14 protein-coding genes and 1 pseudogene are annotated in these 14,837 nt (G+C 51.7%); 4 read left to right on the top strand and 11 right to left on the bottom strand.

Annotated features, from left to right (window positions below; all coding sequences use genetic code 11):
• Window positions 1-157: 157 nt before the first annotated feature.
• The 3 genes from torD to torC are packed head-to-tail and all read right to left on the bottom strand — an operon-like array spanning window position 158 to window position 4,457.
• The gene (gene torD / locus FEK47_RS08205) at window positions 158-757 is read right to left on the bottom strand and encodes a molecular chaperone TorD (RefSeq protein WP_135486353.1); all 600 of its coding nucleotides are present in this window, start codon (window positions 755-757) and stop codon (window positions 158-160) included.
• Window positions 754-3,288 carry a trimethylamine-N-oxide reductase TorA gene (gene torA / locus FEK47_RS08200; protein WP_135486354.1) on the bottom strand — a complete coding sequence of 845 codons (2,535 nt, stop codon included), beginning with the start codon at window positions 3,286-3,288 and terminating at the stop codon, window positions 754-756. The genes torD and torA overlap by 4 nt, the downstream gene beginning before the upstream one ends.
• Window positions 3,288-4,457 carry a pentaheme c-type cytochrome TorC gene (torC, locus tag FEK47_RS08195; protein ID WP_130215817.1) on the bottom strand — a complete coding sequence of 390 codons (1,170 nt, stop codon included), beginning with the start codon at window positions 4,455-4,457 and terminating at the stop codon, window positions 3,288-3,290. Before torC ends, torA begins: the two co-directional genes overlap by 1 nt.
• A gap of 131 nt (window positions 4,458-4,588) precedes the next feature.
• On the opposite strand from torC, the gene torR reads away from it, so the two are divergent.
• The 3 genes from torR (at window position 4,589) to FEK47_RS08180 (ending at window position 9,203) form a co-directional block, all read left to right on the top strand.
• Complete coding sequence (gene torR / locus FEK47_RS08190) at window positions 4,589-5,281, top strand: two-component system response regulator TorR (RefSeq protein WP_130205416.1); 693 nt, start codon at window positions 4,589-4,591, stop codon at window positions 5,279-5,281.
• Between the two features lie 32 nt (window positions 5,282-5,313).
• Window positions 5,314-8,058, top strand: a complete 2,745-nt coding sequence (gene torS, locus FEK47_RS08185) for a TMAO reductase system sensor histidine kinase/response regulator TorS (RefSeq protein ID WP_135486355.1) — start codon at window positions 5,314-5,316, stop codon at window positions 8,056-8,058.
• A 71-nt stretch (window positions 8,059-8,129) separates the two neighbouring features.
• Window positions 8,130-9,203: a 4Fe-4S binding protein gene (locus tag FEK47_RS08180; protein WP_135486356.1), complete on the top strand. Its 1,074-nt coding sequence runs from the start codon at window positions 8,130-8,132 to the stop codon at window positions 9,201-9,203.
• 48 nt (window positions 9,204-9,251) lie between these two features.
• On the opposite strand, the gene FEK47_RS08175 is transcribed toward FEK47_RS08180, so the two are convergent.
• From FEK47_RS08175 to cspG, 4 genes and pseudogenes are all read right to left on the bottom strand, one after another.
• Window positions 9,252-9,425, bottom strand: a complete 174-nt coding sequence (locus FEK47_RS08175; protein ID WP_130205410.1) for an addiction module toxin, GnsA/GnsB family — start codon at window positions 9,423-9,425, stop codon at window positions 9,252-9,254.
• Window positions 9,415-9,632, bottom strand: a pseudogene (locus tag FEK47_RS08170) (cold-shock protein). The gene FEK47_RS08175 and the pseudogene FEK47_RS08170 overlap by 11 nt, the downstream one beginning before the upstream one ends.
• Window positions 9,619-9,807, bottom strand: coding sequence for a cold-shock protein (locus FEK47_RS08165; RefSeq protein ID WP_130216139.1), 189 nt, complete (start codon window positions 9,805-9,807; stop codon window positions 9,619-9,621). The pseudogene FEK47_RS08170 and the gene FEK47_RS08165 overlap by 14 nt, the downstream one beginning before the upstream one ends.
• A gap of 10 nt (window positions 9,808-9,817) precedes the next feature.
• On the bottom strand, window positions 9,818-10,030 hold the full coding sequence (cspG, locus tag FEK47_RS08160) for a cold shock protein CspG (RefSeq protein ID WP_000066493.1): 213 nt from the start codon (window positions 10,028-10,030) through the stop codon (window positions 9,818-9,820).
• Window positions 10,031-10,316: 286 nt separating this feature from the next.
• Here cspG and cspH point away from each other — a divergent pair, with 286 nt between their 5' ends.
• Window positions 10,317-10,529: a cold shock-like protein CspH gene (cspH, locus tag FEK47_RS08155; RefSeq protein WP_130205408.1), complete on the top strand. Its 213-nt coding sequence runs from the start codon at window positions 10,317-10,319 to the stop codon at window positions 10,527-10,529.
• Here the strand turns inward: cspH and FEK47_RS08150 are convergent.
• The 4 genes from FEK47_RS08150 to appC form a co-directional block, all read right to left on the bottom strand.
• A complete protein-coding gene (locus FEK47_RS08150) occupies window positions 10,517-11,827 on the bottom strand; it encodes an AppA family phytase/histidine-type acid phosphatase (RefSeq protein WP_135486357.1) in 1,311 nt (436 codons plus the stop codon). The genes cspH and FEK47_RS08150 overlap by 13 nt on opposite strands.
• Window positions 11,828-11,907: 80 nt before the next feature.
• Window positions 11,908-12,000 (bottom strand): cytochrome bd-II oxidase subunit CbdX, encoded by a 93-nt coding sequence (gene cbdX / locus FEK47_RS08145; protein WP_032161491.1) that lies wholly within the window; start codon window positions 11,998-12,000, stop codon window positions 11,908-11,910.
• A gap of 12 nt (window positions 12,001-12,012) precedes the next feature.
• Window positions 12,013-13,149: a cytochrome d ubiquinol oxidase subunit II gene (gene appB / locus FEK47_RS08140; RefSeq protein WP_130222090.1), complete on the bottom strand. Its 1,137-nt coding sequence runs from the start codon at window positions 13,147-13,149 to the stop codon at window positions 12,013-12,015.
• Between the two features lie 11 nt (window positions 13,150-13,160).
• On the bottom strand, window positions 13,161-14,705 hold the full coding sequence (gene appC / locus FEK47_RS08135) for a cytochrome bd-II oxidase subunit 1 (RefSeq protein ID WP_135486358.1): 1,545 nt from the start codon (window positions 14,703-14,705) through the stop codon (window positions 13,161-13,163).
• Window positions 14,706-14,837 lie beyond the last annotated feature (132 nt).

Raw genomic sequence — 14,837 nt, 5'->3', positions numbered from 1 at the left:
ACCTAAGGCCGGATACGGCATGCGGACTGCAGGTCAGAGAAAACTGGCCGATTTTCTCTGCACAGGAGGGATAATACAAGGCCGGATAAGGCGTTCACGCCGCATCCGGCGGCTGTGCCATAATGCCTGATGCGGCGCTTAACGCGTCTTATCAGACCTACCAATCGGCATTATCTCTATTGGTCATCGCAAGCAATAACTGGCTTAGTGCCGCGTAAAAACCAAAGCTGTCATACTGATAGCAACGCACAGCAAACTCTGGTAACCATTGCCGCAGCGACGTCAGTGTTTTTTGCCGCAGATTGTCAACTTCCTGTGCAGGTACAATCCCCTCTCCCCGGGCAAAATGCAGATGACTTAACAACTCAAGAAAAATCGCCAGATGATCTGCCGGTTCGTTGAAATTGCCACTGGTGTCCATCCCAGCCTCAGCCAGTAAGCCTTTGATCACCTGTGGGTCCTGCTGATACGCCGATGCATACGGCAGTGCCGCCTGCCTGTCAGTCATCAAAAACAGGCCGCAAAAGTCGGCGGCCAGTTCCAGACGGGCGTCGTCACGTACTGTCAATGCAGCAATACTTTTCTCCAGCTCATTCACCGCCGCAGTCAGCGGCGGCTCGCGTTTCAGCAAAGAAAACCATTCAGCCATCTGTGCACTGGCGATTTGCGTCAATTGTTCATCGTCCAGTTCACGGGAGAACAACTGCGCCAGCCAGGCATAGACACAAGCATTCTGTTCCGTCGTTAGTGAAGTCATGATTTCACCTGCGGTGCCGGAACATATGCACACTGCGCCACCATCTCAATCGGACCGCTAAACGCCGTTACCTTCTCTATTGGACCGGTGAATTTTTCAATTTCCACGATGGTCGTGTGTGAGCTGGTGGCCTGCGCCAGTTGCGAAGTCCCGATGTCGGGCGTAAGCACATTAGGGTTACCGTATTTACACAGCGCATTGAGCTCACCGCCTTTATCCGGATCATACCAGGCGCCTTCATGGATCCGGATCACGCCAGGCGCATAGAGATCAGAAACCACCGCGCCCACCAGAACCTGCCCCCGATCGTTAAAGACGCGCACCACATCACCGTTAACAATCCCGCGCGCACGGGCATCCTGCGGGCTGATATATACCGGCTCTTTACCCGCTACGCTGTAATGCTGACGCAGTGTTTCAGATTCACACAGTTGCGAGTGGACGCGATAATCAGGGTGTACCGATTGCAAATGCAGCGGATACTTCTGCGAACCTGGTCCACCGTGGGAACGTTCAATTTTCTCAAACCACATTGGATGCCCCTGACAATCGTCATAGTGCATGTCGGCGATGGTTTGCGAGTAGATCTCAATCAACCCGCTCGGCGTCCCCAGCGGTTCGAGGTCAGGATCTTCTCGGAACGCCTGATGACGCACGAACATCTGCGGATGTTCATAGACCACGTATTCTTTACTGTTCCACAACTCATCAAAGGTCGGTAAATGGATGCCGAGTCCTTTGGACTGCTGGAGCGCGTCCTGCCAGATGCGCTTGAGCCAGCCCATCTCATCCAGCCCTTCAGTAAAGGCTTCCTCACGGTCAAAGCGGCGGCATAACTCGCGGAAAATATCAAAGTCGTTGCGCGCCTCAAATTGCGGCTGCACCACCTGTTTAGTGGTGATAAGCCCATGGCTGGCATAGTCACCAAACTGGTCGAGATCGTTACGCTCAAACTGAGTAGTTGCGGGTAATACAATGTCGGAAAAGCGGCAACTGGAGGTCCACTGGTTATCAATGGAAATCACCGTCTCCAGCTTGCGCCAGCCTTCGATAATGCGGTTGATCTGCTGATGGCGGTGGAACGGATTGGTCCCGGCGAAAACACACATTTTCAGCGGCGGCAACTTAACTGTTTTGCCGTCCCAGTTGATCTCTTTCCCCGGTTCCAGAATGGCGTCGATATAACGGGCCGTTGGGATGGTGCTGCTGTAACCTTTGTAATCGTTGTTGTTATGAACTGGCGGAATTTTCGTGGCACCGGGAAAACCGCTCAGGATAATCCCTTTACGGCCTGGCACGCCTGAGCCGCTGCTGTGCCAACTAAAACCAAAACCGCCACCTGGCAGGCCAATCTGCCCGAGCATTGCCGCCAGCACCACAATCATCCATGACCACTGCTCGCCGTGCTGCATACGTTGGGCGCACCAGCCAGCCATAATTTGCGTTCTTGTGCCCGCCATTTTCCGCGCCAGCATGCGGATCGTTTCGGCGTCAATGCCACACAGCTTTTCTGCCCAGACGGCATCCTTCGGCTGGCCGTCTTTCTCACCCAGCAAATACGGCAGAAATTGCTCGAAACCGACGCAATAATCAGCAATGAATTGTTTGTCGTACAGATTTTCGCTGTACAGGGTATGGGCCATCGCCAGTTGTAGCGGGACATCGGTTTGCGGGTTAACAATAATATGTTTAACGTGCTCACGCCCCAGATATTCATGCGTTGAACTGACCACCGGGTCGATGCTGATAACTTCGATTTCGCCCGCCGCCACCTTTTCTTTCAGTTGCTCGTAATATTCATAAACATCGTGAGACGGGCAGCGGAAATTAACCTGCTGATTCTTCACCAAATCGGTGCCCCACATGACGATGATTTTACTGTTTTGCAACACTAACGGCCAGGATGTTTGCTGTTCGTAAACTTCCATTGATCCCACCACCCGCGGCAGGATCACCTGCGCTGCTCCGGTGGAATAGTCACCGCCGGTACTCACTTTATTGCCATGTAGTGCGATGGCTTTCGACAGCATTCCCCCGGCGCTATGAAATTTACCGGATGATTGCCCGCCGCTGGCGGTCAGTAACGCACTGGGGCCATAGGTTTTTTGCACCCGTTCCAGTTCTTCATAGAACATGTCCAGGGCTTCATCCCAAGTGACGCGGACAAAACGGTTATCGCCGCGCTGAGTGGTGTCACTCAGATGGCGCTTACGCAGCCAGTCGACTCGTACCATTGGGTAGCGAATACGCGCCGGATTGTGGACGTGATCCGGCAGCCCGGCGATAATTTTCGTCGGGTACTTATCCAGTTCGAACGGTTTCACCGCCACAAAGCGCCCGTCTTTCACCGTCGCGCGAATGGCGCCAAACCGCGAACCGGTCAGGATACCTTCTTTCGACGTAACAGCCTGCGCTGCGTTAACACGGCGTGGAGTTAACAGCGATGGCCCCAGCATTCCGGCCAGCGTTAAGCCACCAAGCTGGGTAAGAAAACGTCGACGTGATGCCTGAAAAATGTCTTTATTTTTCATTATTTTCCTTCCTTATCGCTGTGAGACTTCCCTGCGGTATCCGACGCATGCATTTGCAGATATTTCAGCATGGTGCGTTCTTCCCGTTTATCCAGGCTGGTAAAACCAATCATGCCGTTGATTTGGCCGATCCAACCGTTGGCGTCGTAATGGGTGGTTGCTGACGCGCCGTGGCACTGTTTACAGGCGCTGCTGTACAGCGTATCGCCATAGGCCCAGATTGGTTTGATGTCGTCGACCATATCGCCCTTCTTCAACCATGCGGTGGCCTGCATCTTACTCCACTCGGTTTTGGTGTCAGCAACGGTGGTTTTCTCCAGCATTTTCGCCTGCTGCTGGATATCGCCACGAATGGAAGCGACAAAAATCCGTTTGCCGGGTAACTCAGTCAGAACCCGTTGAGTCCCAGCGCTTTCCGTCCAACCGATGATAGCCACCTGCAACCAGTCGCCGTCACGTTTAAGTACTTTCACTTCAGAGGCTGGCAGCAGTGAACCCGTCGCTTCTTTATCATCCTTTGCTGCATAAAGCGGCTTTATATCTATAGAATAAAGGATGTCTTTATCATCTCTGGCGCTGGCGCGTAGTTCTTCGAACTGTTTACGCGAGCCGCTGCTCATGTCCGGCAGCTGATGGGCAATGCCTTTATGGCAGTCGATACAGGTCTGATTATCTTTCGCTGCGGCGGCCATTTGACGTGCGGCTTCCGGATGCTGCTTCGCATGATCCATCGCGTCGTAGTTATGGCAGGAACGGCAGGTTGCTGAATTATTCTCTTTCATCCGCGCCCATTCGCGCTCGGCGAGTTCTGCGCGTTTAGCGTTGAATTTCTCAGGGGTATCGATGGAGTGACCAATAACGGTCTGATACACCTCATTACTCGCTTCCAGTTTCCGCTTCAACATTCCCGGTAAATCTGACGGGACATGGCAGTCATGGCATTCAGCTCGCACGCCAGAAGCATTCTGGAAATGCGCCGACTTTTTATATTCTTCATACACCGGCGTCATACTGTGGCAACTGACGCAAAACTCAGTGCTGCTGGTGGCCTTGATCCCGAAGTGAGGTAACACAATCAAGGCAATACCGATCACAATCCCCATCAGCACCAGCGCTAACACCGACCAACGCGCACTTGGCCGACGTAGCGCACTCCATAGTCGTCTCATAATAACTCCTGTAAAAATATAATTTGGCAACTGTGATCTTAATAAGCAAATATGAATAGCGGCACTCGTCAGGATGAATGGCTTATGACAGCATATGAATGGATATGAACAGGAAGATCGGGAAAGCAGGGATGTCACACCATATTGTCATTGTTGAAGATGAGCCTGTGACGCAGGCACGTTTGCAAAGCTACTTCATCCAGGAAGGGTATCTCGTGTCGGTCACGGCAAGCGGCGACGGACTACGGGAAATTATGGAAAACCAGCCTGTTGATCTCATTTTGCTGGATATTAACCTGCCCGATGAAAACGGTTTAATGCTTACCCGAGCCCTGCGCGAACGCTCAACGGTGGGGATTATTCTGGTAACCGGGCGCAGCGATCCTATTGATCGAATTGTCGGGCTGGAGATGGGCGCCGATGATTATGTCATCAAACCGCTGGAGCTGCGTGAACTCGTGGTACGGGTAAAAAATCTGCTCTGGCGTATCGATCTGGCCCGTCAGGCCAACGCTCTCTCTCAGGATAACTGCTATCGTTTTGCCGGATATTGTCTGAATATCTCACGCCACACGTTGGATCAGGACGACCGACCTATCAAACTCACCCGCGCGGAATACGAAATGCTGGTGGCCTTTGTCACTAATCCTGGCGAGATCCTCAGCCGTGAACGACTGCTGCGTATGCTCTCCGCCCGGCGGGTAGAAAACCCCGATTTGCGCACCGTGGACGTATTGATCCGCCGTTTGCGTCATAAACTCAGCGCCAACCTATTAGTTACGCAGCATGGCGAAGGGTATTTCTTAGCCGCTGATGTCTATTAATCCACCGATTCAGGTAATGTGGTGCACCAAGGATGATTTTCACTCTGGCCAAAAGATTGTGGATGGCGTTTGCCCTGATGGCATTGCTGACGCTGGTGAGTATCTTTGTAGGTTGGTATAACCTGCGCGTTTTAACCCAAAGCGCTCAGACCAATACTCTGGCACTGATCCCAACCATGAATATGGCCCGTCAGTTGAGTGAGGCCAGCGCGTGGGAACTCTTTACCGCCCAAAATCTGAACAACACGGATAGCGTAGAGATGTGGCAATCCCAGGGGAGGACGTTATCGGCGCAGAAGCTGAAAATTGACACCCTGTTGCAGGGTCTGCGCGAGAAAGGGTTTGAGACAATAGCCATTGAACGGCAAGCCTATGAGATTGACCACTCGCTACGCCAGCAAGGTGATCTGGTCGGCCAGCGGCTGAAACTCCACGATCAACAGCAACAACTCAGCCAGCAAATCGTCGCCGCGGCCGGAGAAATCGCCAACATCGCGCAATCCCAGACCCATTACATTGCTATCGCCACCGCATCACCGCAGTCTGGCCCGCAAAGTGTGTTTGGCCACAATCATAACAGGTCGGCGGAGAGCGCCGTCGAACAGTGGGTTGCTGGCGATCGTGAGTACGTCAGGCAGATGCACGAAATGCGCTTTAGCGCTCTGCAAATACAGCATTTCGTTATGAAACTGGAGCTGGAGGAGAGTGAAAAAAATAAGAACAGGCTGCCTGTTCAATTGAAAAACGCCCTTAACAGGGTACAGCTTCAACAAAGGCGCATTAAGGCCCCACCGGTTCGCGCGCAGGCGGAAAAGGCACTGGAGACAGTACAACGATATGTCGAGTTACTGGCGCTCTACCAACGAGAAAAAGCACTCAATACTCACCTGCAGACGCTGACGCAAAATAATATTGTGCAGTTTGCACAGTTCAGCAACGAAGTTAATCAGTTGGTCGCAACCATTGAGCGGCGTAATCGGGCCGGACTTACACATCTGGAAAGCGCCAGTGAACATGTACGGTTTAACCTGCTACTGCTGGGCGTCGTTTCACTTTGCTCATTGATTCTGATCCTCTGGCGCGTGGTTTATCGCTCAGTCACGCGCCCTCTTGCCGAACAAACGCAGGCGCTGCAACGCTTGCTGGATGGTGATATCGACTCCCCTTTCCCGGAAACCGCTGGCGTACGGGAACTGGATACCATCGGGCGGCTGATGGATGCTTTTCGCAGCAGTGTTCATGCGCTTAATCGCCACCGCGAACAACTGGCGGCGCAGGTCAAAGCGCGCACTGCCGAATTGCAGGAACTGGTGGTAGAACACCGCCTGGCACGGGCGGAAGCAGAAAAAGCCAGTCAGGCAAAATCGGCGTTTCTGGCAGCAATGAGCCATGAGATCCGCACTCCGCTGTACGGAATTCTCGGCACCGCGCAGTTGCTGGCAGATAACCCGGCGCTTAACGCCCAGCGTGATGATTTGCGGGCGATTACCGACTCTGGCGAATCATTGCTGACCATCCTCAATGATATTCTCGATTATTCGGCTATCGAAGCAGGTGGCAAGAATGTTTCGGTCAGCGATGAGCCCTTTGAACCGCGCCCACTGCTGGAAAGTACCCTGCAATTAATGAGCGGACGGGTTAAAGGTCGTCCGATTCGACTGGTAACGGAAATTGCCGACGATGTCCCAACCGCGTTAATGGGCGATCCGCGCCGTATTCGCCAGGTTATTACCAATTTGTTGAGTAATGCCCTGCGTTTCACCGATGAGGGGCAGATTATCCTGCGCAGCCGCATTGATGGCGAGCAATGGCTGGTCGAAGTGGAAGACAGCGGCTGTGGTATTGATCCCGCGAAACTGGCTGATATATTTCAGCCGTTTGTTCAGGTGAGCGGCAAGCGCGGCGGCAGTGGACTGGGGCTGACTATCAGTACCAGTCTGGCTCAGGCGATGGGCGGCGAACTGACCGCCACCAGCAGGCCGGGAGTTGGAAGCTGTTTTGGCTTACGGTTACCGTTACGTGTTGCCACTGCGCCTGCACCAAAAATAGTCAATCAGGCGGTGCGTCTGGACGGTTTACGATTACTGTTGATTGAAGATAACCCGCTAACACAGCGTATTACCATCGAGATACTTAACACCAGTGGCGCTCAGGTCGCGGCCGTAGGAAATGCCGCGCAGGCTTTAGAGACGCTGCAAAATAGTGAACCGTTTGCTGCCGCGCTGGTGGATTTTGATCTGCCGGATATCGACGGCATTACACTTGCCCGGCAACTTTCGCTGCAATATCCGTCGCTGGTTTTGATTGGCTTTAGCGCCCATGTCATCGACGAAACGCTGCGCCAGCGTACCAGTTCGCTATTTCGCGGAATTATCCCTAAACCGGTGTCGCGTGAAGTGCTTGGTCAGTTACTGGCGCACTATCTGCACCTGCAAACACATAACCATCAACCACTGGATGTATCGCAGCTCAATGAAGATGCGCAGTTAATGGGGGTGGAGAAAATCCACGAATGGCTGACATTATTTAAACAACATGCCCTGCCCCTTCTCGATGAAATGGACACTGCTCGCGCCAGACACGACAGCGACAAAATCAAACGTGCCGCGCATCAGTTGAAAAGCAGCTGTGCCAGTCTGGGCATGCGCAGTGCCAGTCAGTTGTGCGGACAACTTGAGCAGGAACCATTAACCGCGGTCCTGCCGCGTGAAGAAATTACGCGTAGCATCGCTGCCCTGGAACAGTGGCTGAATAAGAAAGCCCCGAACCCGATGTGAATCAATATCATCCCGTTAAGAAAACTTAGAATAGTGGCATTTGGTATGCAACTTAACGGGCGGGCAAAATTATGACAGAGAAAAAAAGAATCCGCTGGCAGCGACGGCCAGGCACGACGGGCGGTAAATTACCGTGGAATGACTGGCGCAATGCCACGACCTGGCGTAAAGCGACGCAATTATTACTGTTGGCAATCAATATTTATATTGCCGTCACCTTTTGGTACTGGGTGCGCTATTACGAAACGGCAGGTAATACGGCATTTGTCGCCAGACCGGGTGGCATTGAAGGTTGGCTGCCGATTGCTGGTCTGATGAATCTGAAATACAGCCTTGCAACAGGTCAGTTACCTTCCGTGCACGCCGCCGCGATGCTGTTATTGGTCGCTTTTATCATTATCAGCTTACTGCTGAAAAAAGCCTTTTGTTCGTGGCTATGCCCTGTTGGTACGCTCTCTGAATTAATTGGCGATCTCGGAAAAAAACTGTTTGGTCGACAATTCGCCCCTCCCCGCTGGCTGGATATTCCTCTACGCGCGGTGAAATATTTGCTATTAAGCTTTTTTCTTTATATCGCGTTATTCATGCCCGCCCAGGCGATTCACTATTTTATGCTATCGCCTTATAGCGTGGTGATGGACGTTAAAATGCTCGATTTCTTTCGCCATATGGGGAAAGCGACATTAATCAGCGTGACGGTTTTGCTGATTGCCAGCCTATTTATTCGCCATGTCTGGTGTCGTTATCTCTGCCCATATGGCGCGCTGATGGGACTGGTTTCGCTATTATCGCCGTTTAAGATTCGTCGCAATGCCGAAAGCTGTATCGACTGCGGTAAATGTGCGAAAAATTGCCCATCACGGATCCCGGTCGATAAATTAATTCAGGTCAGAACGGTGGAATGTACCGGTTGTATGACCTGCGTGGAGTCATGCCCGGTGGCCTCAACATTGACCTTTTCACTGCAAAAACCTGCGGCAAATAAAAAAGCCTTTGCGTTGTCTGGCTGGTTAATGACGCTACTGATTCTGGGGATTATGTTTGCGGTGATTGGTTACGCAATGTATGCGGGAGTATGGCAAAGCCCGGTGCCGGAGGAATTGTACCGACGCTTAATTCCACAAGCGCCAATGATTGGTCACTAAATTAGCAACAAGCGGAACATCACCTCGCACGGGGTGATGTTCACAAAATCACATTATTTTGATTTTGACATCATAACTTTCAAGCCCGGTCATTTTCTCCCGCGCGGTGAAGCGAATTTCAGAGACTTCTTTCCCTGTGTTCTTGTTAAATTCGGCGATTTTTTGCGCGATAAAATCTGAGATTTCCGTTTCGGCTTGTTTTTTTAGCTCTTCAATATTCACTGTTAACCTCTTCTGGTCTTAAAAGACAGCAACACGCCAGTAAGGTGTTGGTTCCCGGTACCTGGTCAGGTAAGAAATGTTATAAGCTATCTCCCTGAAAGATTCAATAATCAACAGGTTATCGCTTATTATACATACAGAGTTGAGGAAAAATAAGCCAGATATAAAAAAGGCTCCACGAGGGAGCCTGATATTATTTGGTAAAATCCAGTGGTGTCTGGTCAGTGCGTATTTGCAATGCGATGTTATCAAAGGTGATCATCGTCGATTTGCAGAAAATACACTTTGCACCTAAAGGATTTCGCTCCGTCACATCGAATGCCGATGTGCGGTACTGTGAACCATGACAACATGGACAGCGGAAATGGAGATGCTGAGTAATAGCGGCAACCTTAGAGCGTAACAACGTTCGCTGCCGAGGGACCACGTTGCCCCTGCTCAATAGAAAATTCGACTTTCTGATTTTCGTTCAGCGTGCGGAATTCATTGCTCTGGATGGCGGTGAAATGGACGAAAACGTCCTTGCTGCCATCATCAGGAGTGATAAAGCCGAAACCTTTATCTGCGTTAAACCATTTTACTAAACCAGTCATTTTATTAGACATATTTTTACTTCCTTCATTTTGGGCCTTTCGGCAAACAGGGCTTTAATACAGAAACTACTTAGTGTTCAGGAGAGAGACTCAAAAGAAGGGGATAATGCCTGATAATGAGAACTGCTTTAGTAAACTACTTTGTATGCTGTCTGTCTTTCAAACCGACGCAGCTACTAACGCATGATAAATAAGATTAAGCAAACTTTATTTTGGCCGTCCAGCGGTCTTAAATAAAACTAGCTTTATTTTATTTAGACCGTATAGTGCAGCGCAGATTTATCAGTAAGGAATTTGTTTGTCCCGTAAAATGACAGGAATTGTCAAAACCTTTGATCGCAAAAGCGGCAAAGGATTCATCATCCCCTCCGACGGTCGTAAAGAAGTCCAGGTCCATATTTCCGCATTCACCCCCCGCGACGCAGAAGTGCTCACCCCAGGGTTACGTGTGGAATTTTGCCGCGTCAATGGCCTGCGAGGCCCCTCAGCGGCAAATGTTTATTTGTCCTGATGGAGAGTGCATGCCGGAATGCGCGCTTCATCCACGATTTGCGTAAAACCAGCCAACGAACACATGCCCTGCGCGTTTCTTTCGCCACACTCAGCCAATGTTAACTCCACTTCACCTGGCGGCGTTTTTAGCGACAACGGAGTTTTGTCACGCATCTGCTGTAGGGTCTGGAATACCAGCGATACCTGAACCCACTGGCTGTTATCACTAAGTCGCCGCCAGCGTTTAAAAACCAGTTCGCCCCCCGGTGGGGTATTATCCGGCTGGCCTGGTAGCGTCCAGTTAAGCTCTAACGCGCCCCCCAGATTCGCCAGATTAGTGTCGTGTCCGGCAATAAATAGCAGTGAAGTGGGTAATGTCACGCCATAAACCTGTTGTTGCGTGTTATTTGGCGTCAGCGCCGTCAGCACTAAATCCAGCAACGGCGTGGCGCGACTACGGGCAACATCTGGTGTCCGTTGCAGTAAATAAAACTGCGCGTTATGCAGACTTAGCAAGGTGTTCCACTGGTGTGAATCAGTAATTCGTCCCCAGCCAGGCTCCGGCATTCCCTGTGCCTGTTGCAGGAGAAATATCTCCGTCAGCATTGAAGCCAGGCTTGCCGCACCGGTCAGGGATACATTGTCATCACTCACTTTGAGTTCGGACGGCAATGCCTGAGTCAACGTACAACTTTCGTCCTGATTGTCTCGTTTAAGGCACAGATTTGATTGCTGGAAATTGAGAACCTGCTCCAGTTCGCGAAATGCGGTTTGCCGATGCTCGGTAAACTCCGCTATCGATCCCCCTGCTCTACTGAGAATAGTCGCGGTAACGTTCGGCTTATCCAGTTGGCAAACGCCAGTTTTAAGGGGATTAAACAGGGGATCGGGCCGGGAAGTATCTGGCTGGGTATATACTGTAATCGTACAGTTGGGTGCCAGCCCGGCAGCAAAGGCTTCACCTGTTTTACGCGTACGTTCATCGACATCCGCAATAATCGCAACCTGATCAGGTTTCGGGCAGCCATTTTTTGCCAGTAAACCGTCAGCGACCAGGCGTTGGCGTTGATAATGCCCAAGATAAGTGACCAGTTCGCCGCCACGCGGGGTCAACCAGCCCAATTTCACCGGCCACTCAGGCCATGTGTCTGGAGTGACATCCTGCATGAGTGGCGTGGCTTTGGTGGGCGCACGCACGCCATGACGGCTGACAATCACCACCCGCTCCAGCTTCAGTTCCGGCTCACTCTGAGCGAATGCAAGTGGCGAGGTTAACGGAATCAGAAGAGATAAAAATGGGATCAAAATCGCTTTCATCGATATGTTTCCGTTTTTCATATCCGACATGACTGCCTGATGCGACGCGTCGTATCAGGCCTAAGTTCGTTGTACGCCAGTCATCCCTTCAGACGCGGATCCAGCCATACCAACACGACAGTAGAAAGCGAACACATCAACAAAATGCCGACGAACCACAATAGATACCACATTGTTCATGCTCCTTAGTACAGCTCATGATCGTGACGGCGCAGCGTTTCAGTCGTCATACGACCCCACATTTTGTAGTAGCTCCATAGAGTGTAGAGCAACACTATTGGCAAAAATATCAGTACAATTACTAACATAATGCTAAGTGTCAGTTGGCTGGAGGTACTGTCCCATACAGTCAGGCTGGATATCGGACTGATACTCGAAGGCATAACAAAGGGAAATAACGTAACGCCAGCGGTGAAAATCACACCAAATTGCATCAATGACGCCATCAGAAATCCCCAACCGGGGCGACCACGGTAAATTGCCATCGCCGTCAGTAACGGGCAGAAGAAACCGAGCAGTGGGAAGATCCACAAGACGGGCGATTCGACGAAGTTATTCATCCAGGCACCTGGCAGTACCGTCACCATTTTCATCAGTGGATTGGACGGACCGTTGACATCCTGAGCGAGTAACACAAAGCCATCAATACCGACCCACAGCCAGTAACCCGCCAGCAGGAAGCAGAGCATCACCAGCAGCGCGGCGCGTTTGGTCGCCAGTTGTGAACGCAGATGAATAGCGCCAACGGTTTTCAGCTGCAACCAGACGCCCCCTTGCAAAATCACCATACCCAGACTGAGCAAGCCGCACAGCAAAGGGAATGGCGTCAGCAACTGCCAGAAGCTACCGAGATAATCCACGCGTAATTGCGGAGTGAAGGCAAACGGCACGCCGAGCAACAAGTTGCCGAAGGCGATACCAAAGACCACTGGCGGGACCAGACTACCAATGACCAGACCGGCATCCCACATTTTGCGCCAGCGGGCATCCGCTATTTTGCCGCGATAATCAAAAGCTAACGGGCGGAAGAACAGCGAGCACAGCACCAGGATCATCGCCACATAAAAGCCAGAAAACGCCGCTGCATAGACTCTGGGCCAGGCGGCAAATAATGCCCCACCTGCGAGGATCAGCCAGACCTGGTTACCCTCCCAGTGAGCGCCAACGCTGTTGATCACTATCCGACGTTCATCATCGTCACGCGCCACCAGTGGCAGCAGACAACCGATCCCCATGTCAAATCCGTCGGTGACCATAAAGACCACCAGAATGACGCCCATCAGCAGCCACCAGATGAACCGTAATGTTTCATAATCAAACATGACTCTCTCCTTTACCCCTGTTGCTGCGCTGGTTGTTCACTCTGCATCGCACTCGGCCCCAGGCGGGCATATTTCTGCATCAGGTAGACTTCAGCGATTAAGAACAGGGTGTAAAGCCCTACGATCATGATCAGAGAGAAGGCCAGTTGGCCCGTGGTCAATGCAGAGTGCGCGGAGTATGTCGGTAAGATGTCCTGAATCGCCCACGGCTGACGACCAAACTCGGTCATAAACCACCCGGCTTCAATGGCAATCCACGGCAGTGGCAAACTCCAGAGCGCCATTTTCAGCACCCAGCGATGTTGTTCGATTTTGCCGCGCAGCGTCTGGACGAGCGCAATCAGCATCACCAGTAACAGCAGCGAACCGCAGCCAACCATGATGCGGAAACTCCAGAATACCGGCGCAACTTGCGGGATTGCGCCACGCATCGCCGCCTGGTACTGCGCAGCAGTGACATGATTCATATCCGGTGCATAGCGGGAGAGCAGCATGCCGTAACCGAGATCGCCTTCTAACTCGCGAAACGCCTGTAATACATGCGGCTCGCGGTTGCCCTGCGATATCTCCTGCATTAACAGCCAGGCTATGCGTCCCCGTTGCAGCCGTGGGTAGGTTTCAGCCATCAAATTTTTCAGCCCGGGAACAGGTTTATCCAATGAATGAGTGGCGAGGATGCCTAACAGGGCCGGGATTTTAATGGCAAAAGCGTTGCGTTCTTGATCTTGTTCCGGCCAGGCAACGAGATGGAACGGCGCGGGTGCCGGTTCGGTTTGCCACTCCCCTTCCATCGCCGCCAGTTTTACCGGCTGTACTCGTGCAACTTCATATGCAGAGCTGTCTCCGAGTTGCAGCGCGCCGATTATCGCCAGGGTCCCGAAGACAGAACCGATGGCAAACGAGCGGAGTGCAACGTCGCGCTCCCGCCCACGCAGCAAATACCACGCGCTGATCGCCATAATGAACATCGCCCCGGTCACATAACCTGCCATCACCGTGTGCACAAATTTCACCTGGCTGACAGGGTTAAAGACCAGATCGCTGAAGCTGGTCATCTCCATACGCAGGGTATCGATATCGAAATGCGCCCCGGTCGGGAACTGCATCCAGCCATTGGCATTCAAGATCCACAATGCGGAGATATTTGAACCGAATGCCACCAGCCAGGTGACCAACAGGTGTTGGTATTTATTCAGGCGTTGCCAGCCGAAGAAGAACAGACCGACAAAAGTGGATTCGAGGAAGAAGGCCATTAATGCTTCCATCGCCAGCGGTGCGCCGAAAATGTCGCCTACATAGTTGGAATAGAATGACCAGTTAGTACCAAACTGAAACTCCATCGTCAGGCCGGTGGCCACGCCGAGAGCAAAGTTGATACCGAAGAGCTTACCCCAGAAACGCGTCATATCGCGGTAGATTGTTTTGCCGGTAACCACGTAAATAGTTTCCATGATGGCCAGCAAAAAAATCAGCCCCAGGGTAAGGGGCACAAATAAAAAGTGATACAGCGCGGTCAGCGCAAACTGCCAGCGCGATAAGTCAATAACATCCCACATGCTAACTCCTGTAGGCGAAGAGAGGGTAATAACCCTTTAATAGTAGATCCCTCTTTTTATCCTTACAGTTTGTAGGTAATTGTATTCGCTAATTGCGATATTCACAGGACCGAAAGCGATATTTGCCACCGT

Origin of the sequence: Escherichia sp. E3659, assembly GCF_005781135.1 — a bacterium.
In the GTDB taxonomy this organism is placed as follows: Bacteria; Pseudomonadota; Gammaproteobacteria; order Enterobacterales; family Enterobacteriaceae; genus Escherichia.
The sequence above is the reverse complement of the archived record's forward strand: the minus strand, read 5'-3'. Positions and strand labels throughout refer to the sequence as shown.